A 23,275-nucleotide genomic window follows, 5' to 3' on the forward strand; every position below is an offset into this window, starting at 1 on the left:
AAGTGTCTCGCATCGCTCTCGTGATCGCAGCCTTGTCCCTGCTGGGGACAGCGACGCTAGCACGTGCCCGAGCGGCCGAATTGCCTGTGAGCGAAGTCGCACCGGGAATCTTCGTACACTCCGGGACCATCGCGCTCATGACCCGCGAGAACGAAGGGGACATCGCCAATGTCGGCTTCATCGTCGGCGAGGACGCGGTGGCCGTGATCGACACCGGCGGCAGCCTCCGCGAGGGCGAGGCGCTGCTGGCGGCGGTGCGGGCTCGCACCTCCAAGCCGATCCGCTACGTCATCAACACCCACGGCCATCCCGACCATGTCTTCGGCAACGCGGCCTTTGTCGCGGAGGGAACCAGCTTCGTCGGCCACAGCAAGCTGCCGCAGGCGATGGCGAGCCGTGGGCCGTATTATCTCGACAATTTCAGGCGCATCATAGGCAGCGAGCTGATCGATCCAGTGAAGATCGTGCCACCCACAATGCTCGTGTCAGACACGCTGACACTCGATCTCGGCGCGCGCCGCTTGACCTTGCGCGCATGGCCGGCCGGGCACAGCGACAACGATCTGACGGTGTTCGACGAGACGAGCAAGACGCTGTTCGCCGGCGACCTCGTCTTTCTCCGCCACATTCCGGTCATGGACGGCAGCATCCGCGGCTGGCTCGAAACGCTGAGAGGGTTGGAGGCCATCCCGGCGCTACGCGTCGTTCCGGGTCACGGACCCGTGAGCGACTGGCCTGCCGCGCTGGCCGATGAACGACGTTATCTGTCGACACTTCTGTCCGACGTCCGCGCACTGAACAAGAAGGGCGAGCCGATCCGGGCCGCCGCGGACAAGGCGGCCGCGTCGGAGCGGCCGCACTGGCAGCTGTTCGACGACTACAACGCCCGCAACGCAACCGCAGCATTCTCGGAAATTGATTGGGAGTAGCGGGCGCGCTACGATGGCCGAACATTGCTTCGTCCGCACAGGACCCTGACCATGATCGGATGCACGCGCCACCTGAGCTTGATCGCCCTACTCCTTGGCATCGCCTTCGCCGTGCCGGCGACTGCCGAAGAGGCCGATGATCCCTGGCCGGGCCTGGTGCAGGACATCTTCAGCAACCGTCCGATGAATGACGGCAGCGCCGTCATCGGCATCGAGATGCCCTATCGCGCCGAGGACGCCGCCATCGTGCCGGTGACCCTGCGCAGCAAGCTATCGCCAGGCGACAGCAGGCGCATCCGCTCGATCACGCTCGTGATCGACCGCAACCCCGCACCAATGGCGGCGAGATTCGAGCTCGGCGCGGATGCCAACGTCACTGAGATCTCCACGCGCGTGCGCGTCAACAACTACACCGACGTCCACGCCGTCGCCGAGCTCAGCGACGGCCAGCTCTATGTCTCGAAAGTCTATGTGAAGGCCTCCGGCGGCTGCTCGGCACCGGCAGGAAAGAACATCGAGGAAGCCAAAAATCGCCTTGGCCAGATGCGCTACCGGCAGTTCGCGCGCGAGGAAGCGCCGGCGAGCCGCGTCCGCGAAGCGCAGATCATGATCGGCCATCCCAACAATTCCGGGCTCCAGATGGACCAGGTCACGCAGCTCTACATCCCCGCCTTCTTTGTCGACCAGCTGAAGCTGACGCAAGACGACAGCCCAGTGCTGTCGATGGAAGGCGGCATCTCGATCTCGGAAGATCCCAATCTGCGCTTCACCTATGTCTCCAACGGCGCCAAGCGTTTCCGTGCGGAGGCGAAGGATACGGATGGCCACATCTTCCGCAATGAATGGGATGTGGAGAAGCCGGGGACGTAGCCGCGTCTCTCGCTGTCATTCCGGGGCGGTCCGCAGGACCGAACCCGGAATCTCGAGATTCCGGGTTCGATGCTTCGCATCGCCCCGGAATGACGGTGCTAACTCAGAAACACCTCACCTCGGCCTCCGCCTGCGCGCGGCGCAAATCATTCACGGCCGTGTTCGCCTGCTCGGACGTCCGGAACTGGACACCGAGATTGCCGCGCACCTGGGACATGCTGAGCGCGGTCTCGGCGGTGACGTAGCGGTCATAGGACACGATCGACGCGACGACGTCGATCGAGCATGAGCACTGCTCGATCGATTGCCGGCTTTCGCCATTGGCCTTCATGCAGCCATAGACGTACTCGGCACGTGCCGAGGTCGGGTAATCATTGGCGTCCTCGGCGCGCGCGGCGCACACGGTCGCTGTCAGCACCGCCAATGCGGCGACAATCGGTCGTAGCTGTCCCGCCAGATTCATGAGCATCCTCCCGCTGGTTGCGACGAAAGCTATGCTATGCGTATTGTCCTGAAAAGCACTCCCTTCGAGGAAACGGCTCACAAGGTGATGAGAGTTTTGGGACGAACATTGGCGCTCGCGATGACGCTGGCGCTGACGCTGGCCACAAGCGGCCGCGCCGCAGACAATATTCGCCTTGCGGTGCAGAAGACCGGAACATTCTCCTGGGAACTGGCCACGATCCGCGGCGCCGGTCTCGACAAGGAGGCCGACCTCTCGCTCGAGGTGACCGAGCTCGCCAGCCCCGAAGCCGGCAAGATCGCGCTCCGTGCCGGCAGTGCCGACATCATGCTGTCGGACTGGCTGTGGGTGTCGCGCGAGCGTGCGCTCGGCGCCAAGCTCACCTTCTACCCCTATTCCAGCGCGCTCGGCGCGGTGATGGTGCCGGCCGCCTCGCCGATCAAGACCCTCGCTGATCTCAAGGGGCGAAAGCTCGCCGTCGGCGGCGGTCCCATCGACAAGAGCTGGCTGCTGCTTCAGGCGCGGATGAAGCAGGACGGCGTCGACCTGAAGTCGGACGCGACCATCGTCTACGGCGCCCCGCCCTTGATCGCCGCCAAGGCGCTCGACGGCGAGATGGACGCGAGCCTCAACTTCTGGAATTTCTGCGCGCAGCTCGAGGCCAAGGGCTTTCGCCGCCTCGCCGGCATCGAGGACATTTTGCCGAAGTTGGGGGCCAAGGGCGCGGTATCCGCGGTCGGTTATGTCTTCGACGAGAGCTGGGCCGCCAGCCACCGCGATGCGGTAGCGCGCTTCATTGCGATGACCCGCAAGGCCAAGCAGTTGCTGGTCACCTCGGACGCCGCCTGGGACAAGATCGCGCCGCTCACCGGCGCGAGCGATCCGGCCATGCTCAAGACCTACCGCGACCGCTATCGCGACGGCATTCCGCGCCGGAGCATCGCGGACGAGGAAGCGGATGCGCGCGTGCTCTATCGCGTGCTCGCCGGAATCGGCGGACGCGACCTGGTCGGGCCGGCGGCCGAGCTCGATCCCGGCACCTTCTATCACGCGGTCCCCGGAGACTGAGGTGCCGCGTCTTCTGTCGTTTGCCCTGTTTCTCGCGATCTGGTGGACCGCCGCGCTGTTCGTCGGCGGCGCAAAACTGCCCTCCCCGCCGGCCGTGCTCAACGTCATCATCGCGGAGGCATCGAGCGGCGCGCTGTTCCTGCATCTCGGCGCCACGCTCGCCCGCGTCGCGCTTGCCTTCGTGCTGGCAATGTCGCTCGGCAGCGCCATCGGTTACCTGATGGGACGGGTGAAGCTCGCCGACCGGCTTTGCGATCCCTGGCTGATCCTACTCCTGAACCTGCCGGCACTGGTCGTGATCGTGCTGGCCTATATCTGGGCCGGGCTGACCGAGGCCGCCGCAATTGCCGCGATCGCCATCAACAAGCTGCCAACCGCCATCGTCACCTTGCGCGAGGGCACGCGCGCGCTCGACCGTTCGCTCGACGAGATGGCAACCGTGTTCGCGATGCCGCGCTGGCGCGCGTTCCGCCATGTCGTGCTGCCGCAGCTTGCACCCTATATCGCAGCCTCGGCCCGCTCGGGATTGTCGCTGGTGTGGAAGATCGTGCTGGTCGCCGAACTGCTGGGACGGCCGAACGGCGTCGGCTTCGAGATCGGGGTCGCCTTCCAGCTGTTCGACACGCCGCGGCTGCTCGCCTATTCCCTGACATTCGCCGCCGTCGTGCTCGTCATCGAAACCTTGCTGGTGCAGCCGTTCGAAGCCCGCGCAACACGGTGGCGGCCCCGTGCGGCTTGAGGTCGAGATATCGGGCAAGACGTTCCGGAGCGTCGCGGGCGAAACCCACGAGGTGCTGGCGCCGGTCAAATTCTCGCTTCAGTCCGGCGAGGTCGGCGTGCTCATCGGCCCCTCCGGCTGCGGCAAGAGCACGATGCTGCGCATCATCCTCGGGCTCGACCGCGATTTTCGCGGGACCGTCGCACGGCCACCGGAAGCGCGGATCGGGATGGTGTTCCAGGAGCCGCGGCTGTTGCCGTGGCGCTCGGTCGAGCAGAATGTGCGGCTTGCGGCTCCTGATATCTCCGAGGCAAAACTGTCGGAGCTGTTCAGGATCCTGGAGCTCGACGCACATCGCAGCCACTTTCCCGGCGAATTGTCGCTGGGCCTGGCCCGGCGCGTTGCACTTGCCCGCGCCTTCGCGGTCGAGCCCGATCTGCTCGTGCTCGACGAGCCCCTCGCCTCTCTCGACGACGCGCTCGCCGGCCGCTTGCGCGACGAGATCGCGACGCTGGTGGCGAGCCGCCCGGTGATGACGCTGCTCGTCACCCACAGCCTGGATGATGCGATCCGTCTCGGCGACCGCCTGTTCTTCCTGTCGCCGCGGCCGGCGCGCATCCTGGCCGAGGTCCCCATCGGCATCCCGCGCGAGGCGCGCGACGACGCCGCGATCGCCGCGATCAAGGCCGGACTTGCGCAGCGAGCCCAGGGTGAACAGGGCGGCGAACGCTCCGGGCGGGATGTCTCATAGGCAACCGCGCGGCGCGTGTGCTAAACAGGCCGGTAGCGGAGCCTGACAATGAGACGAACCGTTGCTCTGACGACGCTTGGCTTCGCGCTCGTCGCGACCATGGCGAGCGCTCAGGACATGATGCGTGACGTCGACCTGACCTCACCCGCCATGGTCTCCGCTGAAATGAGCCGGCAGGAAGTCGAGGCCGTGCTGGCCAAAACGGGCGCCGGCGTGCCCGCCGACTTCACCGGCACGCGATTGTCGGGACTCGATCTCTCGGGGCTCGACCTTTCCGGGGTGGTGCTTCGCACGGCACGTCTCAACAAGACAAAACTCGGCGGCGCCCGCCTTGATCGAGCGATCCTCGATCAGGCGTGGCTGCTCGACGCGGATCTCACGGGGGCAAGCCTGAAGGGCGCCAACCTGTTCGCTGCGCAGATGGCGCGCGCTCGCCTCGACGGCGCTGATCTCACCGGCGCGCGCATTGCGGCCGATCTCAGCGGCGCGAGCCTGGTCGGCGCCTCGATCGCCGACGCGCATCTCGGCGCCGACATGCGCAACCAGTCGATGGGGTTGATGCGCGCCGTGCTGCGATCGGCCAATCTGGAACGGTTGAACGCGCGCAACGCCGACCTGTCGCGCGTTGATCTCGAGTTTGCCTCCCTCAGGGGAGCCGACCTGACCGGGGCGTCGCTCCGGAACGCCCAGCTCGGCGGCGCCGACCTGACCGGGGCAACCGTCATCGACACCGATTTCGAGGGCGCCGATCTCACCTCCGCCAGGCTGATTGCACCGATCGGCCTTGACCGCGCCAAGAATTTCGACAAGGCAAAGAACCGCGAGCGCCTGATCAGGCAATAACGGCGTCGCCTTGGGAGGACGATTTGATGCGTTGGACTCTGGTGTTGATCGCGTTGCTGGCGTTTGCCGGCGAAGCCGCCGCGCAAGGCAAAGGCAAGGGCATCCGGCTCTGGAATTTGACGACGGAGACCATCTCCGGCTTCCAGCTCTCGCCGGCCGGCAAGACCGACTGGGGCCCGAACCAGTGCCTGAACGACAAGGACAAGGAGGTCGATCACGACGAGCGGCTGCGCATTACCGGCGTCGAGCCCGGCCGTTACGACGCCAAGGTCAGCTATCCCAATGCGCGGCAGTGCGTCGTCCGCGACATCGAGATCAGGGCCGATGCGGTGTTCTCGATCGCCGACAAGGATCTGAAAGACTGCACCAAGTAGCGCGGGCGCTTCACGCCTTGTCGTTCGGGTGCGGATATTCGCAGCGCCACCGCACCGCCTGCCACTTCGGATGGTCGCCGACCCATTGCGCGATATAGGGTGGCGCGGCCATCGCGCATTGCCGCGGCGACCCCGCATAGTTGAACACCAGGTGCTGCTCCTCGCAGGTCGCAGGCGAGAGCACCGCACATACAGTCACCACCAGGTCAATCGGATTCATGCCGGGATCCTCTCGCAAGGGCGATAGAGATTAGCACGAAAGGTTACGCTTCGCGGAGCGGGAAGTTTCAATTTGGTGGGAGATAATGGGAGGAACCGTGGGCCACACACTGACTGCCTTCTCCTCGTGGGGGAGAAGATGCACCTCCGTCGCGGTAACACACCCGGTCTAGAAGTTAACCCCGAACACCAATCGCGCCTGGTGCCGCTCGAAATTGACGAGGTCGAGATTGGCGCTCGATCCGGCCGGACGTCCCCAGGCCTGCATGCTCCAGCTTAGCGTGAGCCGCGACTTCTCCGAGAGCTGGAAATACGCGGTCGGACCGATGAACAAGGCCTGGCCGGAAAACTCGCCGAGACCGATGCCGTCATATTGCCGGAAGTATCGCATCTCCCCGCCGAGCAGCAAATTGGGGCGCACGCGCACCATGCCGGCGAAGGCCGCGCCGACGGTCGAGCTCCTTTCCGACACGCCCGCGACCTCGAAGCGAGCCCATTCCGGCTGGTAGATCAGATTGAGCGCCGCGATGGCGTAGTTCGGGATCAGCTCGCGATCGAAGGCGAGCGTGAAGTCGGTGCCGTACATCCGCCCTTTCGCGCCGCTGGTCTCGTCGATGCGGTCGCCATGGAGCTCCGCGGCGACAGTCAGTCCGAATGGCGCGCGCTCGCGGTCGAGCAGGCGATAGCGCAGGTCGAGCGAGGCGCCCTGAAAATTGAACTGGCGGCGATCGTCGATGTCGGGGACGCCGGTGATGTCGTGCAGCGTGGCGGTACCGCCGACCTCGATGCGGAAGTTCGGCAACGGCACCACCTCGATCTCGACCTCCTGCGCCAGGGCGCGATAGGTCCCGCCGCCCTTGCCGAAGCGCCCCGTGGTCTGGCTTTGAAATTCGCGCTCGCCGGGATTGCCGACATCGGTGCCGATCATGAAGCCGAAGATGTGCTCGGTATCAAAGCCCTCTTCGGCGCTGGCGCACGCCGGTGCAAGCGCGACGCTGCAGGCAGCTATGGTCCAGAATGTATGGGCTCTCGCGCGCATCCCTGACACTACCACGGCTTCGACGGCGTTTGCCATCGGGCCGCGGCAGGTCGTCAGTCTTACTTGCGCGAAGCGCAGGCGTACATGTTGATTTCCATGCCGACCGGCACTTCCACGATCTTCGGAGCTTTCCAAGCCATTCGGGGTCTCCCAAGGGATTGAGCGCGACATCGCGCGGGGCAAAACCTAGGGCTGCGTCAGGCACAGCGCAAGCGGGGAATCGAACCGCTGACACAGCGAACTGTCGCATCGCGCTCGCGAATTTCTCTCTCGGGCAAACCGTCTTCGCTCCCAGTCAAGCGCGACTGATTTCACCGCAACAATCGCAGCAACGCGCGGCCGGCGCGCGAGTTCAGCTCCTTCGCATCCAGCGTTCCATCCTTGTCGGGATTCGCCGCGTTGAAGCGCTGCTCCACCACCGCGAGATATTCGTCGAGCGTGAGAGTCCCGTCGCGATCGGGATCGGCGGCCGCGAGTTCTTTCGCTGTTAACCGTCCGCGCAATTCGCGGGCGTCGAGCGTGCCGTCGCGATCGGGATCGAGCCTGGCGAACAACGCGCTGGCAGCCTTCTTCACCTCGGCGAGATCGAGCGTGCCGTCATTGTCGGTATCGAACATCTTTACGGCGTTGCCGGAGGCCGACCATGCCGGGCCGGACAGCAGTGCAAGCGTGAGTGCAAGCGCAACAGAGCGACGCGATATCATGAAAACCTCCCTGACCAAGAGCTCCGATTCGAGCCGGTTCGAAACGACATAAGTCCACAAGCGAGCCGCGGTTCAAGTCCGGACTTGCATCTTGCGCGCCGCACAACTCGCGGAACCCGACGGCCCGAGCGCGGCAGCCCGTGCCGGCGCTGCTTCATGCCGCGGAATTTTTTCAGCGCCTGCGCACAAGTGAGAGCCGCCCGTAAGGTCTCCGTCAGGTAACCGGCATCCGGCGCCCAGCATATCGGCGTCGCAATTACGACTTTCGTATTGACGAGTTTTGCGTTCGGGCGGAGTGTTGCTGTCGCAGCGTCAAAAGGCGCGCATATTGGGAGGAACGGATGAAACGCTTTGCGATGGCCGCGAGCCTCGTCATGCTTGCATCGACTTGTGCGAGCGCACAAACCACCGAGCAACTGGTCAAGGGCGCGACCGATACATCGAACGTTCTCAATTACGGGATGGGCTACAATCTCCAGCGCTTCTCGACGCTGAACCAGATCAACAAGGACACCGTCAAGAATCTCGTCCCGGTCTGGAACTACAGCTTCAACGATGATCGCAGCGAGGAATCGCAACCCCTGGTATATAATGGCGTCATCTATGTGACCTCCCACAACGCCACCATGGCGGTCGATGCCAAGACGGGCAAGCAGATCTGGAAATCCAAGGTCGAGTATCCCGCCGAGACGCCGCGCATCGTCTGCTGCGGCATCATCAACCGCGGCGCCGCGCTCTATGACGGCAAAGTCTTCCGCACCACGCTCGACGCCAACGTGATCGCGCTCGATGCCAAGGACGGCAAGGAGCTGTGGCGGCAGAAAGCCGCCGACATCAAGGAAGGCTATTCGATGACGGTGGCGCCGCTGGTCGCCGACGGTGTCGTGATCACCGGCATCTCGGGCGCCGAGTTCGGCACCCGCGGCTTCATCGACGGCTGGGATCCGGCAACAGGCAAGCATCTGTGGCGCACCCATTCGATCCCCTCACCGGACGAGCCCGGCGGCGACACCTGGAAGGGCGACACCTGGAAGCTCGGCGGCGGCTCGACCTGGATTACGGGCTCGTACGATCCCGAGCTGAACACGGTCTATTGGGGCATCGGCAATCCCGGCCCGTTCAATTCGGCGGTGCGCCCCGGCGACAACCTCTACACCTGCTCCGTGCTGGCGATGGATCCCAAGACCGGCAAGATCAAGTGGCACTACCAGTTCTCGCCGAACAACCCGTTCGACTATGACGCCGTGGCCGAGATGGTCCTCGCCGACATGAACGTCGAGGGCAAGCCGACCAAGGTGCTGATGGATGCCAACCGCAACGGCTTCTTCTACGTGCTCGACCGCACCAACGGAAAGCTGCTCGCGGCCAATCCCTACGTGAAGGTGAACTGGGCAACCGGCGTCGACATGAAGACGGGCAAGCCGATCGAGACCGACGTTTCCAAGGATGCGCGCGAGGGCAAGAAGGTGATCGTCTATCCGTCGATCCTCGGCGGCAAGAACTGGGAGCCGATGTCGTTCAATCCGCAGACCGGATTGGCCTATGCCAACACGCTCGCCTTCGGCGGCAAGTACAAGTCGGAGCCCGTCACCTTCAAGCAAGGCGAATGGTATCTCGGCATGGACCTGACCGATCCCTGGGAGTTCGGGGACGGCGCGCGCGGCCATCTGAAGGCGATCGATCCCATGACCGGCAAGGCCAAGTGGGAGGCGCCGGCCGACATCCCGCGCTTCTCCGGCGTGCTGTCGACCGCGGGCGGCGTCGTGTTCACGGGCGCGCTGACCGGCGAGTTCGAGGCCTTCGATGCCGACACCGGCAAGAAGCTCTGGCAGTTCCAGACCGGCTCCGGCATCGAGGGACAACCGGTGACCTGGCAGCAGGACGGCGTGCAATACGTGGCCGTCACCTCCGGCTATGGCGGCGTCTACTCGCTGTTCTCCGGCGACGAGCGGCTTGCCAAGGTGCCGCCCGGCGGCTCGCTGTGGGTTTTTGCGGTCAAGCAGTAACCCCGGCGCGATGCGGAAAGACATATCTCACAAGACGGTGGCGACGATCGCCACCGTCGCGGTGCTGACGGTCGCGCTTGCGGCGACCGTTCGTGCCGCGGACGACGCAACCGGCAATCCCCTTCAGGCGCAGATCGACCATGGCAAGTCGACCTATGCCTCGAAATGCTCGCACTGCCACGGCCCCAATCTGATGAACTCCGGCACCATCACGCCGGACCTGCGCGCCTTTCCCGACGACAAGACGCGCTTCGTCACCACCGTGAAGAACGGCAAGAACAACAAGATGCCGCCCTGGGCCGACATCCTCAACGACGACCAGATCGCTGATCTCTGGGCCTTCGTCTCCAGCCGGAGAAAGCCATGAGGAGCTGGCTCGCTGCGTGGAGCGTTGCCGCGATCCTCGCGGCGGCGACGGTCGCCCGCGCGGCCGACGATCCGCTGAAAGTATGTCTCGACGAGGACCGACCGCCGCTCTCGGTGCATCGGCGAGGCGAGCCGGATTCCGGCTTCGACGTGCTGCTGGCACAGGCGATCGCGGAGCGGATGGGAAGGCCGCTGAAAATCCAGTGGTTCGAGAGCAAGCTGGACGAGGATTCCAGTCCGCAGCTCGAGGCCAACGCCTTGCTCTCCGACGGGCGCTGCTCGCTGGTCGGCGGCTATGCGCTGACGACGGATTCCCTCGTCAAGCCCGGCATGAAGACGGCACGCTTGCCGGATTTCTCCGGGGCCACGCGCGATGACCGGCGCCGCCGCGTCGCCGTCGGCGTGCTTGCGCCGAGCCAGCCCTATGTTTATTCGCCGATGACAGTCGTGCTCGGGCCGAAGGCGCGGGGTCGCAAGATCGGCGACATCGGCGACCTCGCCGGCCTTCGCCTCGCGATCGAGAGCGGCTCGCTGGGCGATGCCATCCTGATGACCTTCGACAAGGGCCGCCTGATCGACGGCATCACCCATCTCGTCCCCGGCCGCGACGATCTCCTCGGCGCGCTCCAGCGCGGCGACTATGACGCGACGCTGATCGACCTCGGCCGTTTCGACGCCCACCGCGCCGCGCATCCCGATACGGCGATCACCTCTTCCGGCTACTATTATCCGATCGGCGCCAATCGCGGCTATGTCGGGCTCGCCAGCGATCCCGCGCTGATCGACGCCGTCAACTCCGCGCTGACCGGCCTTGCTGCCGAAGGCAAGATCGCCGAATTCGGCAAGCAGGCCGGCCTCACCTATTTGCCGCCGCGCGAGCCTGCGATCTTGGGCGATGTCTGGATGAAGATCATTCAGCGGTGACGCCTGTCATTTGCGGGGCGCCCACAGGGCGAGCCCGGGATCCATTTCTCCGCAGCACATGCGGCCCGATGGATTCCGGGCCTGCGTGCTGCGCGCGCATCCCGGAATGACGGAGGGTGCGGTTGGCAACGGAGCGCATCACCATCGATTCGCCTGGCGGCACCGCGAACCGTATGATGCCCCGCATTTCATTTCGACCATTCGGTGCGCCGTGAATTCCCCGACCGCATCCGCCGCAGGCCTGCGCGATCTTCTCTCCCGCGAGATCAAGACGGGCGAACTGCTGCGGGCGCTGATCGTCGTCGGCCCGATGGTCGTCGCCTATTTCATCTCGCGCGAGACGGCGCTGTTGAATCTCGGGTTGGTCGCAGTCTCATTGCTCATTCCAGCCCTCAGGCTGCACCTGCCGCCAAAAGTCGTCGCGTGGCATTACCTCGTCATCATCGTTACCTTCGCTACGCTGTTCCTCGCGAGCCCGATCAAGCCGGCCTTCGTGGCGCTGACGGCGCTCGCCGGCTTCCTTGCTGTGGCCGGGACGCGCTATGGCGAGCATTTCCGCACGCTTGGCAATTGGGTATTTATCCCCGCCGTCTATCTCGCCTGCGAGGTGCGGGAGGGCGTGAGCGCCTCGGAAGCCGTCCGTCATGCCGGCGTGATCATCGCCTCCTCCCCGATCGCGCTGGCGCTCGTCTGCGCCATCCAATTTTACGACCAGCAGCGAAGTGACAATGCGGCGACCTCGTTCGGACCGCCCGCGGCCGAGTGGTTTCTGCCCGCGGTAGCAACCGCCATGGCGGTCTTTGCGGCAGCCGCGCTGGTCGAGATCCTCGACCTTGCGCAGGGGCAATGGGTGATGTGGTCGGCCGCGAGCGTCGTGGTCGGCGATCTCTCCGCGTCCACCGGCAAGTTGAGACAGCGGGCGATCGGCGCCTTCGTCGGCGTGCCGCTCGGCTTCCTCGCGGGCCTTGCCCTGCCGCAAAGCCGCGTCGGCTATGCCATCGCGGTGCTGGCTGCTACCCTCACCCTGATCTCGTTCTCACGCTATGTCATCGGCTTCGGCCTGCGCTGCTTCTTTATTGCGCTCGCCGCGTCCTTCGCCGGCGGCGCCAGCGGGATCGCGGAGGAGCGCATCGTCAACGTGCTGATCGGCGGCACTTTTGGCCTCATCGCCGTCGCCTTGACCGAGATCGTCTGGCTTCGGGTCATGCGCAAGCCGCGCTCGTCCGGGTGACGGAAAATAAAGGCCGCGCCGCCTGATCAATGCGCCAATCTGTCTCGCCTCCCGACCATGGCAGCGCCAGCCCGATGCAGTAGGTTCGGCCAAAATCAGGAGGGAATCATGTCCGCCAAATTCGATCGCCGCCACTTCATCGCCGCCGGTACCACTGCACTCGCGATGCCCTTCGTCGCGCGCGGCGCCTCGGCGCAAAGCACCTGGCCCTCGCGGCAAATCCGCATGATCTGCAGCTATCCCGCCGGCGGACAGACCGACCTGCTCGCGCGCGCCTATGGCGAATTCATCTCCAAGCAGGTCGGCAAGACCGTCGTCGTCGAGAACAAGCCCGGTGCCTCCGGCGCGATCGGCACCGCGGAAGTCGCCCGCGCGGAGCCCGACGGCCACACCATCCTGTGCTCGATCTCGACCACCTACATCATGAACCGGGTGGTGATGAAGAATCCCGGCTACGACATGGACAAGGATCTGACGCTCGTGAGCGTCATTCCCGGCGCCGGCCTTCTGCTGGTCGCGAACCCCAAGACCGGCGTCAAGACGCTGGAGGATTTCGTCGCCTTCGCGCGCAAGAGCGGCAAGGTCAATTTCGGCACCTACAGCGCGGGGTCGGCCCCGCACATGACGATCAACGAGCTCAACAAGCAGTATGGCCTTTCCATCGAGCCGGTTCACTACCGTGGCGAAGCACCGATGTGGACGGGGATGCTGGAAGGCACGCTCGATGCCGCGATGGGCAGCTACACGGCGGCGCAATCGGTCCTGCAAAGCGACCGCGGCACCGTCTTCGCCGTGCATTCGAAGAAGGTGGACGCGATCCCTGCCATCAAGACACTCCCAGAGCAGGGCGCGACGTCAAAATTCTTCACCGTGAGCGGCTTCTCCGGCTGGGCGGTGCCGAAGGCGACGCCGCAGCCGGTCGTCGACCGGCTGGCTGAGCTTTGCGTTGCCGCCAACAGCGATCCGAAGGTAAAGGAGGTGCTCGCGACCTTCGTGCTCGAGCCGGCGATCGGCTTCAAGGAGACCAACGCACTGTATCAGCGCGAGCTCCCGATCTGGATCGAGAGCGCAAAGTCGCTCGGTCTCGAGCCGGCCTGAACGTGACGCGGCACACGGGCTGTCCCATCGCAGCCCGCGTCCTACCAAAGCCTAGTGTCGGAAGCGCATTTTCCCGCTATGATTGTGCGCCGCTTCCGGAAGCCCTCTCCGGGGCGAACGAGAAAGGCCGCTCGCATGACACCGGATGGCGTCGCCGTAGCCGTCATGATCATCCTGCTCTTTCCGATGGGCTATTTCACGTTGGCCTCGCCGGCCTTCCTGCTGGTGAAGCTCGATATCCAACCCGTCGCCCAGCTATTGCGCGGTATGTTCAACGCCCATTTTCTGGTGATGCGCATTGCCGGCGTGATCGGGACGCTGGCTTTCCTCCTCGACGGCCGCCTGGTCGCCGCAACGGGCGTCGGCCTGCTCACAGCCCTGGCCATCTGGGGACGCCGCTGGTTCATGCAACGGATGGACGACCAGCTCAGCGCGAGAGACGCCGGCGATGCTGAAGCCCCGCGTCGACTGCGGCGGCTGCATTGGAGCGGAATGCTGGGCAACGCGGTGCTGCTCGTCGCTCTCGTGACCAGCATTCCCTACGTCGCCATATCGGCCTGAGCAATATCGCCGCGCAGCCTGCGTCGGCTGCGGCACGGCGTTCGCCTAATGCTCGCCTGAGGCCGCAGTCCCCTGCTGGGCCTTGTGGATCGAGGACGGCACCACGCCAAAATATTTCCGGAACACGCGGCTGAAGTGCGATGAGCTGGAGAAGCCCCAGGAGAAGGCGACGTCGGTGATGGTCTTGCCGCCGTGCGCCTCGAGCTCCTGGCGGCAATTCTGCAAGCGCGCCTGCCAGATGTAGTCGCTCACCGTGGTGCCGCGCTCGGAGAACAGCATGTGCAGATAGCGCTTGGAGCAGCCCAGCTCGGCGGAGATCTGGTCGATGCACAGATCCGGATCGCGCAAATGCTCGCGGATGAAGAATTGTGCGCGCACATACATCGCCTCGGGCCCGACGCGATCGAACATCGTGTCCGCTTCGCGCAACGGCAGCAGCAGGAGGTCGATCAGCGAATCGGCAACACCGACCGCGCTGTTCGCCGACAGCTTGGCCGCCTCGTCGAAGGTGGCGTGGACGAAATCGTGGGCGATTCTCCCCGTCCCGGTCTTCGCCGACAATTTGCAGGCCGGCATCCGCTGCGACGGGAATCCCCGGTCGCGCAGCAAAGCCTTCGGCACGATCACCACGTCGTGGCGGGTGAAGGCGGGGCTGATGATCGAATGCGGACAGGAGACGTCATAGGCGATGATGTCGCCCGGGTTCAGCTCGATGTGGCGGCCTTCCTGCTCGAAATAGGACACGCCGTAGGTCTGGAAGTGAATCTTGATGTACGGGTGTTCATTGGCCTTGGCGCGCGCCAGCGTGTGCGCGATGCGATGCTGGCTGACCTCGATCTGGCAGAGCTTCAGGCGCGAGACGCTGGTGTAGTCGATGCGGCCTTCGAGCGAGGATGCCTCGAGCGGATCGACGTCGAAATGCCCGCACAGGCTCGTCAGCCCGTCGATCCAGCTCTGGATCTGACGCTTCGGCGTCAGTCCGGTCGTCGAGAGCGTGTGAATTGTGTCGGACATTAATCCAGCCACTGTGGTTGCATCCGGAGATTCGACGCGAATCGCGACCAGCGCTGCCGGAGCCCTCAGCCATGATTGCGTGACGTTTACCTCGAAATTGAGCGGTCTTTTGCAACGAGCGCGATCGTTCCATTGCCACCCTTGACGGTTAATCCTCCGCCTTAGTTGCAGCGCCGTCAAGGGGAACCTGAGCGTCGAAGCCGGTCGCGAAGCCCCGCGGAAGCCGCTGAATTCGCTACTGCAAAATCAAAATCTTCGCATCCGTGCGCTGTCGAGCAAAGCGGCTTCTCTCTTGGGCAAGTTTCCCGATGACGAAGTCGTTAGGGATTGCGACAGGAACAAGAAGAACGGGCCGCTCCTGCACGTGGACCCGTAGCTCTCATCCGGAGGAGGAAACAGCACAGCATCGTTTCTGGTCCCAATCGTGACCGCCCTGCACGAGCAGACGCCGGACGAGAAGCCCGGTGATTTAGCAATGCTTCGGAAACAATAAAACGAGACCAACGGAGGAATGACTATGCGCAAGGTGCTAATGGCGACCTATCTTGGCTCCGCGGCGATGCTCGCCGTCGGCAGCGCGTCAGCCAATGACGAGCTGATCAAGATGTCGCAGAACCCCAAAGACTGGGTGATGCCGGCGGGCGACTACGCCAATACCCGCTATTCCAAGCTGAATCAGATCAACGCACAAAACGTAGGCAAGCTCCAGGTCGCCTGGACCTTCTCCACCGGCGTGCTGCGCGGCCACGAAGGCGGCCCGCTGATCATCGGCAACATGATGTACGTCCACACGCCGTTCCCGAACAAGGTCTACGCTATTGACCTTTCAAACGAGAACAAGATCGTCTGGAAGTACGAGCCGAAGCAGGATCCGAACGTCATCCCGGTGATGTGCTGCGATACGGTTAACCGCGGCCTGTCCTACGGCGACGGCAAGATCATCCTGCATCAGGCCGACACCAACCTCGTCGCGCTCGACGCCAAGACCGGCAAGGTCGAGTGGTCGTCGACGAACGGCAATCCTGCCAAGGGCGAGACCGGTACGTCGGCCGCGCTGGTCGTCAAGGACAAGGTCCTGGTCGGCATCTCCGGCGGCGAGTTCGGCGTGCAGTGCCACGTCACCGCTTACGACCTCAAGAGCGGCAAGCAGGTCTGGCGCGCCTTCTCGGAAGGTCCGGATGATCAGATCAAGGTCGATCCGGCCAAGACGACGTCGCTCGGCAAGCCGGTCGGAGCCGACTCCTCGCTGAAGACCTGGCAAGGCGATCAGTGGAAGATCGGTGGCGGCTGCACCTGGGGCTGGATGTCCTACGATCCCGCTCTGAACCTCGTGTATTACGGGTCGGGCAACCCCTCGACCTGGAATCCGAAGCAGCGTCCGGGCGACAACAAGTGGTCGATGACCATTTTCGCGCGCGACGCGGACACCGGCATGGCCAAGTGGGTCTATCAGATGACGCCCCACGACGAGTGGGACTATGACGGCGTCAACGAGATGATCCTCTCGGATCAGCAGATCAACGGCCAGCCGCGCAAGTTGCTGACCCATTTCGACCGTAACGGCCTCGCCTACACGATGGACCGTGAGAACGGCGAACTGCTGGTCGCCGAAAAGTACGATCCGAAGGTGAACTGGACCTCCGGCGTCGACATGGACAAGAACTCGGCGACCTATGGCCGTCCGAAGGTGCTCGACGCAGCGTCGACCGACAAGGCCGGCGAAGACCACAACGTAAAGGGCATCTGCCCGGCCGCGCTCGGTACCAAGGACGAGCAGCCGGCAGCCTACTCGCCGGACACGCAGCTGTTCTACGTTCCGACCAACCACGTCTGCATGGACTACGAGCCGTTCAAGGTGAGCTACACCGCGGGCCAGCCCTATGTGGGTGCGACGCTCTCGATGTATCCGCCGCAGGGTGAAACCCACATGGGTAACTTCATCGCCTGGGACGGCAAGACCGGCAAGATCGTCTGGTCGAACAAGGAGCAGTTCTCGGTCTGGTCGGGTGCGCTCGCAACCGCCGGCGGCGTGGTGTTCTACGGCACGCTCGAAGGCTACCTGAAGGCGGTCGATGCCAAGTCCGGCAAGGAGCTCTACAAGTTCAAGACTCCCTCCGGCATCATCGGCAACGTCACGACCTATGAGAACGGCGGCAAGCAGTATGTCGCAGTGCTCTCCGGCGTGGGCGGCTGGGCCGGCATCGGTCTGGCAGCAGGTCTGACCGATCCGACCGCCGGTCTCGGCGCAGTCGGTGGCTACGCGGCTCTCAGCAACTACACGGCACTCGGCGGTACGCTGACCGTGTTCTCGCTGCCGGCGAACTAGCCTCACCTTCGTGTCGCTCCGGCGCGTGGATCAACTCCACGCGCCGGCTCGTCTCCACCGAACGCCTTCGAGGATATTCTCTTGCGTAAAATCTGCTTTGCCATTGCTGCGATGATCTTCGTTGCGTCCGGCGGAATTGCCGTTGCGGACGGTCCGGGCGACCCGACCGCCGTCAAGAAGGAAGACGACGGAAAATGGCTCGATAAGGAAGGAAACCCGACCTACAAGATTTCGGCCGACGGCACCGTGGACTGGTTCACCTATTCCGGATATCGCCGCTATCACTCCGACTGCCACGTCTGCCATGGCCCCGACGGCATGGGATCGACCTACGCACCGGCGTTGAAGGATTCGGTCAAGACCATGAGCTATGGCGACTTCCTCGGCGTCGTCGCCTCCGGTCGCAAGAACATCTCGACCGCGCAGGAGAACGTCATGCCAGCCTTCGGCGACAACCCCAACGTCGCCTGCTACATGGACGATCTCTACGTCTATCTGCGCGCGCGCTCCGACGAAGCGTGGGGCCGGCAACGCCCCTCCAAGAAGGAGGAGAAGAACGAGGTCTACACCAAGGCGGAAGACGCCTGCATGGGCAAGAAATGAACGTTACGAGGGCTGCCGGTACTACCTCTTGGCGTCCTGCGAGAATTTGAGGAGTTTACGATGAAGACACGTGCCGCCGTCGCTTTCGAAGCGAAGAAACCACTCGAGATCGTCGAAGTCGATCTGGAAGGACCGAAGGCAGGCGAAGTCCTGGTCGAGATCAAGGCGACGGGCATCTGCCATACTGATGCCTACACGCTCGACGGCTTCGACAGTGAGGGAATTTTCCCGTCAATCCTGGGCCATGAGGGCGCCGGGATCATCCGCGAAATCGGCCCCGGCGTGAGCTCGGTGAAGCCGGGCGACCACGTCATCCCGCTCTACACGCCGGAGTGCCGGCAGTGCAAAAGCTGCCTGAGCCAGAAGACCAATCTCTGCACCGCGATCCGCGCGACGCAGGGCAAGGGCGTGATGCCCGACGGCACCAGCCGCTTCTCCTACAAGGGCAAGCCGGTCTACCACTACATGGGCTGCTCGACCTTCTCGAACTTCACCGTGCTGCCCGAGATCGCGGTCGCCAAGATCCGCGAGGACGCGCCGTTCGACAAGAGCTGCTACATCGGCTGCGGCGTCACCACCGGCGTTGGCGCCGTCGTCAACACCGCCAAGGTCACGCCGGGATCCAACGTGGTCGTGTTCGGCCTCGGCGGCATCGGCCTCAACGTGATCCAGGGCGCCAAGATGGCCGGCGCCGACAAGATCATCGGCGTCGACATCAACGATGCCAAGGAGGATTGGGGCCGCCGGTTCGGCATGACCGAGTTCGTCAACCCGAAGAAGGTCACCGGCGACATCGTCGCGCATCTGGTCAACCTGACCGACGGTGGTGCCGACTACACCTTCGATTGCACTGGCAACACCACCGTGATGCGCCAGGCGCTGGAAGCCTGCCATCGCGGCTGGGGCACCTCGATCATCATCGGCGTTGCCGAATCCGGCAAGGAGATCGCCACCCGCCCGTTCCAGCTCGTCACCGGGCGCAACTGGCGCGGCACGGCCTTCGGCGGCGCGCGCGGCCGCACCGACGTGCCCAAGATCGTCGACTGGTACATGAACGGAAAGATCCAGATCGATCCGATGATCACCCACGTGCTCAAGCTCGAGGAGATCAACAAGGGTTTTGACCTCATGCACGAGGGCAAATCCATCCGTTCAGTCGTCGTGTTCTAGCTCGAAAGCGTCACACCCAAGGAGGATCGAACCATGACTGTTGCACTCCATCCCTCGATCGACAACGGCGTCAAGCAAGGCAGCGGCAGCTTTGCCGGCGGCACGCTGGCCTGCAAATGCAAGGACCATCAGGTCAAGGTCGGCATCAAGGGCGACGTCGCCCACAATCACGCCTGCGGCTGCACCAAGTGCTGGAAGCCGCAGGGCGCGAACTTCTCGGTTGTCGCCGTGGTGCCACGGCAGAACGTCACCGTGCTCGAGAACGGCGACAAGCTCCAGATCGTCGATCCCTCGGCGGTGATCCAGCGCTACGCCTGCAAGGCCTGCGGCACGCATATGTATGGCCGCATCGAGAACAAGGGCCATCCCTTCTACGGCCTCGACTTCATCCATCCCGAGCTGTTCCAGGAGCAGGGCTCGCAGGCGCCGCAATTCGCCGCCTTCGTCTCCTCCGTGATCGAATCCGGCGTGAAGCCGGAGCAGATGGCGGGCATCCGTTCGCGGCTGAAGGAAATCGGGCTCGAGCCCTATGACTGCCTGTCGCCGGCGCTGATGGACGCGATCGCGACCCACGTGGCGAAAGCCAAGGCCGCCTGAACAAGGCAGCCAGACCTTCGCCTTGCCCCGTCCGCCCGCTGGCCCCAACCAGCGCCAGCGAGCCGGACGGGGACCGGCCCCGACTGATTGCGGCGATGCCGCCGCTTCGCACGACGCAGATGCGAGGGCCATGAACTCCTCAGTCCTGGTCTCTGAATGACTGCGCAGTGCCGCCCACTTCCCCCTCGAAGTCCGCGCCTCTGCGCTTCTCCCTCCCTCGACTGAGGCATCCTGCTTCGTCCGTGCAGTCTCTGCCGGACGAAGCTTTTTTCGTCGTGCACCTTCCGCGAGCACGGGGGCATGATGCCGCGCCCTGCTTTTGACAAACCTTGGTTGCAATCTTTTCCCGTCAAGAACACCCGGCTGTGAACGCCGGGCCGAGGCGATCTCTGTTACGATCGCGTCGTGACGATGCCGCGAAGTTCAATCAATCAAGAACAAGACGGGGAGGTATCGAGCACATCCGTACATTGCGATGCGCATTCCAGCCGCCCGCCGGGATTTGCCTGCGCGGGGCGAACGGCGGGATGCGGACGTGACGACGCATGGACCACTGCGCCGGCCGATGGCGGCGCGTTCAAAATCACAAGCTTATGAAGAGCGAGGGACGATCATGATCAAGGTAAAGATCAACGGCCAGGAACAGAGCTGGGACGGCGACCCGGATCTCCCGCTACTCTGGTTCCTGCGTGACGAGGCCGGGCTGACCGGCACCAAGTTCGGCTGCGGCCAGGCCCTGTGCGGCGCCTGCACCGTCATCGTCGACAAGGAGGCCGTGCGCTCCTGCATCACGTCGATCAACGACGTGGCCGGCCGCGAGGTCACGACGATCGAGGGGCTGCATCCGAATGGCGATCACCCGGTGCAGAAGGCCTGGCGCCAGGTCAACGTCCCCCAATGCGGTTTCTGCCAGGCCGGCCAGATCATGCAGGCCGCCGCGTTGCTGATGGAGAACCCGAAGCCGTCTCATGATCAGATCCGCGAGGCGATGGCCGGCAACATCTGCCGCTGCGGCTGCTACCAGCGCATCGAGAACGCAGTCCATCTCGCATCGACGGGAGTGTGACATGAATTTCATCGACAACCCCGGGAAGCTTCACAGCTTCGAGAAGACCATTCGGGTCGAGAAGGTCTCGCGCCGCAGCATCCTGAAGGGGCTCGGCGTCACCGGCGGCTTTGTGCTCGCCGCCCCCGTGATGTCGCGCCAGGCCTTCGCCTATGAGACTGGCGCCGGCAAGATGCCGCACGGCGTCGTGGTCGATCCGCGCGTGTTCGTCGCGGTTGCGCCCGACGGCACCGTCACCATCCTTGCCCATCGCGCCGAAATGGGCACCGGCGTGCGCACCAGCCTGCCCCTGATCGTGGCCGAGGAGATGGAGGCCGACTGGTCGAGGGTCAAGGTGGAGCAGGCACACGGCGACGAGGTGAAGTTCGGCAACCAGGACACCGACGGCTCCCGCAGCACGCGGCATTATCTGATCCCGATGCGCCAGATTGGCGCCTCCGCCCGCACCATGCTGGAGCAGGCCGCGGCGAAGCGCTGGGGCGTGCCCGCGACCGAGGTCAAGGCCGTCAACCACGAGGTCGTCCACAGCGCGACCAGCCGCAAGCTCGGCTTCGGCGAGCTCGCTGCCGATGCCGCCAAGGAATCGGTGCCGAGCATCGAAGGCCTCAAGCTGAAGGACCCCAAGGACTTCCGTTATCTCGGCAAGGGCAAGATCGGCATCGTCGACCTCCACGACATCACCACCGGCAAGGCGCGTTACGGCGCCGACGTGCGTTTGCCCGGAATGAAGTATGCCGTGATCGCGCGCCCGCCGGTGACGGGCGGCAAGCTGGTCTCGTTCGATCCTGAATCGGCGCTGAAGGTACCCGGCGTCGAGAAGGTGATGCAGGTGCGCGGCTGGCCGTGGCCGTCGAAATTCCAGCCGCTCGGCGGCGTCGCTGTGATCGCGCGCAATACCGGCGCGGCGATCAAGGGCCGCGACGCGCTGAAGCTGACCTGGGACGACGGCGCCAACGGCAAATACGACTCCGTCGCCTATCGCAAGGAGCTCGAGGAAGCCTCGCGCAAGCCGGGCCTCGTCGTCCGCCAGGAGGGCGACGCAGACGCTGCCCTGAAGGGCGCCGACAAGGTCGTGGTCGGCGAATACTATCTGCCGCACCTTGCCCATGTCAGCATGGAGCCGCCGGTGGCGGTCGCCGACGTCAAGGGTGACAAGGCGGAGATCTGGGCACCGGTGCAGAGTCCCGGCGGCACCCGCGAGGACGTCGCCAAGACGCTCGGAATTCCCGAGGGCAACGTCACCGTCAACGTCACGCTGCTCGGCGGCGGCTTCGGCCGCAAGTCGAAATGCGACTTCGCGCTCGAGGCGGCGCTGCTGTCGAAGGAGCTCGGCGCGCCGGTGAAGGTGCAATGGACGCGCGAGGACGACGTCCGTCACGACTTCCTGCACACCGTCTCGGTCGAGCGGATCGAGGCAGGCCTCGACAGGAGTGGCAAGGTGATCGCCTGGCGCCACCGCAGCGTGGCGCCGACCATCGCCTCGACCTTCGCCGCGGGGGCAAAGAACCAGGCCCCCTTCGAGCTCGGCATGGGCCTCGTCGACATGCCGTTCGAGATCGCCAACATCTCCTGCGAAAACCCGGAAGCCGCGGCGTTCACCCGCATCGGCTGGTTCCGTTCGGTCTCCAACATCCCGCGGGCCTTCGCGGTGCAGTCGATGGTCGGCGAGATCGCGCATGCGACCGGGCGCGACCAGAAGGAGACGCTGCTCGCCCTGATCGGCAGCCCGCGGATCGTCAAGCCCGCGGTGAAGGACATGTGGAACTACGGCGAGCCCTTCGACAGCTACCCGATCGACACCGCGCGCCTGCGCAAGGTGGTCGAGCTGGTCGCCGAGAAGGGCGAATGGGGCCGCCAGGTGCCGAAGGGCCACGGTCTCGGCATCGCCGTGCACCGCAGCTTCGTCAGCTACATCGCGACCATCGTCGAGGTGGCTGTCGACGAGAAGGGCAAGCTGACGGTGCCGCGGGTCGACACCGCGATCGACTGCGGCACCTATGTCAACCCCGAACGCATCGCCTCGCAGATCGAGGGCGCGGCGATCATGGGGCTGAGCGTCGCCAAATACGGCGCGGTCACCTTCAAGGACGGCAAGGTGGAGCAGAAGAACTTCGACGACTTCCAGGTTCTCAGGATGGATGAATCTCCTCTTGTCACCAACGTCTACATCGTCCCGCCTGGACCCGACACGCCGCCGAGCGGCGTCGGCGAGCCCGGTGTTCCGCCGTTCGCGCCCGCGCTGATGAACGCGATCTTCGCGGCGACCGGAAAGCGCATCCGCAACCTTCCGCTCGGCAAGCAATTGGAGGCGTAGGAAGCGGGAACATAAGACGGC

At 64.5% G+C, this 23,275-nt stretch carries 25 protein-coding genes; 19 read left to right on the forward strand and 6 right to left on the reverse strand.

Annotation, left to right across the window (positions count from 1 at the left end; translation table 11 throughout):
• Positions 1-2 precede the first annotated feature (2 nt).
• Complete coding sequence (locus tag NLM15_RS31235) at positions 3-929, forward strand: quinoprotein relay system zinc metallohydrolase 2 (protein ID WP_254121611.1); 927 nt, start codon at positions 3-5, stop codon at positions 927-929.
• A gap of 51 nt (positions 930-980) precedes the next feature.
• Positions 981-1,799, forward strand: a complete 819-nt coding sequence (locus tag NLM15_RS31240) for a quinoprotein dehydrogenase-associated SoxYZ-like carrier (protein WP_254121612.1) — start codon at positions 981-983, stop codon at positions 1,797-1,799.
• A 103-nt stretch (positions 1,800-1,902) separates the two neighbouring features.
• On the opposite strand, the gene NLM15_RS31245 is transcribed toward NLM15_RS31240, so the two are convergent.
• Complete coding sequence (locus NLM15_RS31245; protein ID WP_254121613.1) at positions 1,903-2,262, reverse strand: hypothetical protein; 360 nt, start codon at positions 2,260-2,262, stop codon at positions 1,903-1,905.
• Between the two features lie 120 nt (positions 2,263-2,382).
• Between NLM15_RS31245 and NLM15_RS31250 the strand changes: the two genes are divergently transcribed.
• Genes NLM15_RS31250 through NLM15_RS31270 form a run of 5 tightly spaced genes read left to right on the forward strand, consistent with a single transcriptional unit; the run spans position 2,383 to position 6,016 of the window.
• Positions 2,383-3,330: an ABC transporter substrate-binding protein gene (locus tag NLM15_RS31250; RefSeq protein WP_375166946.1), complete on the forward strand. Its 948-nt coding sequence runs from the start codon at positions 2,383-2,385 to the stop codon at positions 3,328-3,330.
• 1 nt (position 3,331) lies between these two features.
• Positions 3,332-4,069 carry an ABC transporter permease gene (locus NLM15_RS31255; RefSeq protein WP_254121614.1) on the forward strand — a complete coding sequence of 246 codons (738 nt, stop codon included), beginning with the start codon at positions 3,332-3,334 and terminating at the stop codon, positions 4,067-4,069.
• Entirely contained in the window at positions 4,059-4,799 is a 741-nt protein-coding gene (locus tag NLM15_RS31260) for an ABC transporter ATP-binding protein (RefSeq protein ID WP_254121615.1), read from the forward strand. The genes NLM15_RS31255 and NLM15_RS31260 overlap by 11 nt, the downstream gene beginning before the upstream one ends.
• 48 nt (positions 4,800-4,847) lie before the next feature.
• Complete coding sequence (locus tag NLM15_RS31265; protein ID WP_254121616.1) at positions 4,848-5,642, forward strand: pentapeptide repeat-containing protein; 795 nt, start codon at positions 4,848-4,850, stop codon at positions 5,640-5,642.
• A gap of 26 nt (positions 5,643-5,668) precedes the next feature.
• On the forward strand, positions 5,669-6,016 hold the full coding sequence (locus tag NLM15_RS31270) for a hypothetical protein (protein WP_254121617.1): 348 nt from the start codon (positions 5,669-5,671) through the stop codon (positions 6,014-6,016).
• Positions 6,017-6,026: 10 nt separating this feature from the next.
• On the opposite strand, the gene NLM15_RS31275 is transcribed toward NLM15_RS31270, so the two are convergent.
• The 4 genes from NLM15_RS31275 to NLM15_RS31290 all read right to left on the reverse strand — a co-directional run bounded on the left by NLM15_RS31275 (position 6,027) and on the right by NLM15_RS31290 (position 7,978).
• A complete protein-coding gene (locus tag NLM15_RS31275) occupies positions 6,027-6,236 on the reverse strand; it encodes a hypothetical protein (protein WP_212488791.1) in 210 nt (69 codons plus the stop codon).
• A gap of 168 nt (positions 6,237-6,404) precedes the next feature.
• Positions 6,405-7,310: a hypothetical protein gene (locus NLM15_RS31280; RefSeq protein ID WP_254121618.1), complete on the reverse strand. Its 906-nt coding sequence runs from the start codon at positions 7,308-7,310 to the stop codon at positions 6,405-6,407.
• A 23-nt stretch (positions 7,311-7,333) separates the two neighbouring features.
• Positions 7,334-7,414, reverse strand: coding sequence for a pyrroloquinoline quinone precursor peptide PqqA (pqqA, locus tag NLM15_RS31285; protein ID WP_008562446.1), 81 nt, complete (start codon positions 7,412-7,414; stop codon positions 7,334-7,336).
• Between the two features lie 171 nt (positions 7,415-7,585).
• Positions 7,586-7,978 (reverse strand): EF-hand domain-containing protein, encoded by a 393-nt coding sequence (locus NLM15_RS31290; protein WP_254121619.1) that lies wholly within the window; start codon positions 7,976-7,978, stop codon positions 7,586-7,588.
• Positions 7,979-8,319: 341 nt separating this feature from the next.
• Between NLM15_RS31290 and NLM15_RS31295 the strand changes: the two genes are divergently transcribed.
• The 6 genes from NLM15_RS31295 (at position 8,320) to NLM15_RS31320 (ending at position 14,164) form a co-directional block, all read left to right on the forward strand.
• Positions 8,320-9,984 (forward strand): methanol/ethanol family PQQ-dependent dehydrogenase, encoded by a 1,665-nt coding sequence (locus tag NLM15_RS31295; protein ID WP_254121620.1) that lies wholly within the window; start codon positions 8,320-8,322, stop codon positions 9,982-9,984.
• A 10-nt stretch (positions 9,985-9,994) separates the two neighbouring features.
• A complete protein-coding gene (locus NLM15_RS31300; RefSeq protein ID WP_254121621.1) occupies positions 9,995-10,351 on the forward strand; it encodes a cytochrome c in 357 nt (118 codons plus the stop codon).
• The gene (locus tag NLM15_RS31305; RefSeq protein WP_254121622.1) at positions 10,348-11,274 is read left to right on the forward strand and encodes an ABC transporter substrate-binding protein; all 927 of its coding nucleotides are present in this window, start codon (positions 10,348-10,350) and stop codon (positions 11,272-11,274) included. The genes NLM15_RS31300 and NLM15_RS31305 overlap by 4 nt, the downstream gene beginning before the upstream one ends.
• Positions 11,275-11,485: 211 nt before the next feature.
• Positions 11,486-12,505, forward strand: a complete 1,020-nt coding sequence (locus NLM15_RS31310) for an FUSC family protein (protein ID WP_254121623.1) — start codon at positions 11,486-11,488, stop codon at positions 12,503-12,505.
• Positions 12,506-12,613: 108 nt separating this feature from the next.
• The gene (locus NLM15_RS31315) at positions 12,614-13,603 is read left to right on the forward strand and encodes a tripartite tricarboxylate transporter substrate binding protein (RefSeq protein WP_254121624.1); all 990 of its coding nucleotides are present in this window, start codon (positions 12,614-12,616) and stop codon (positions 13,601-13,603) included.
• 135 nt (positions 13,604-13,738) lie between these two features.
• Complete coding sequence (locus NLM15_RS31320) at positions 13,739-14,164, forward strand: hypothetical protein (protein ID WP_254121625.1); 426 nt, start codon at positions 13,739-13,741, stop codon at positions 14,162-14,164.
• Between the two features lie 45 nt (positions 14,165-14,209).
• Here the strand turns inward: NLM15_RS31320 and NLM15_RS31325 are convergent, their stop codons facing one another.
• Complete coding sequence (locus NLM15_RS31325) at positions 14,210-15,178, reverse strand: helix-turn-helix domain-containing protein (protein WP_254121626.1); 969 nt, start codon at positions 15,176-15,178, stop codon at positions 14,210-14,212.
• Between the two features lie 517 nt (positions 15,179-15,695).
• On the opposite strand from NLM15_RS31325, the gene xoxF5 reads away from it, so the two are divergent.
• The 6 genes from xoxF5 to NLM15_RS31355 all read left to right on the forward strand — a co-directional run bounded on the left by xoxF5 (position 15,696) and on the right by NLM15_RS31355 (position 23,254).
• A complete protein-coding gene (gene xoxF5, locus NLM15_RS31330) occupies positions 15,696-17,504 on the forward strand; it encodes a lanthanide-dependent methanol dehydrogenase XoxF5 (RefSeq protein ID WP_254121627.1) in 1,809 nt (602 codons plus the stop codon).
• 111 nt (positions 17,505-17,615) lie between these two features.
• Positions 17,616-18,107 (forward strand): c-type cytochrome, methanol metabolism-related, encoded by a 492-nt coding sequence (locus NLM15_RS31335; RefSeq protein WP_254124510.1) that lies wholly within the window; start codon positions 17,616-17,618, stop codon positions 18,105-18,107.
• A gap of 60 nt (positions 18,108-18,167) precedes the next feature.
• A complete protein-coding gene (locus tag NLM15_RS31340; RefSeq protein WP_254121628.1) occupies positions 18,168-19,277 on the forward strand; it encodes an S-(hydroxymethyl)glutathione dehydrogenase/class III alcohol dehydrogenase in 1,110 nt (369 codons plus the stop codon).
• Between the two features lie 33 nt (positions 19,278-19,310).
• On the forward strand, positions 19,311-19,874 hold the full coding sequence (gfa, locus tag NLM15_RS31345) for an S-(hydroxymethyl)glutathione synthase (RefSeq protein WP_254121629.1): 564 nt from the start codon (positions 19,311-19,313) through the stop codon (positions 19,872-19,874).
• A 613-nt stretch (positions 19,875-20,487) separates the two neighbouring features.
• Entirely contained in the window at positions 20,488-20,940 is a 453-nt protein-coding gene (locus NLM15_RS31350; RefSeq protein WP_014493612.1) for a (2Fe-2S)-binding protein, read from the forward strand.
• A 1-nt stretch (position 20,941) separates the two neighbouring features.
• A complete protein-coding gene (locus NLM15_RS31355; protein ID WP_254121630.1) occupies positions 20,942-23,254 on the forward strand; it encodes a molybdopterin cofactor-binding domain-containing protein in 2,313 nt (770 codons plus the stop codon).
• The last annotated feature ends 21 nt before the right edge of the window (positions 23,255-23,275 follow it).

The organism is Bradyrhizobium sp. CCGB20, from assembly GCF_024199855.1.
In the GTDB taxonomy this organism is placed as follows: Bacteria; Pseudomonadota; Alphaproteobacteria; order Rhizobiales; family Xanthobacteraceae; genus Bradyrhizobium.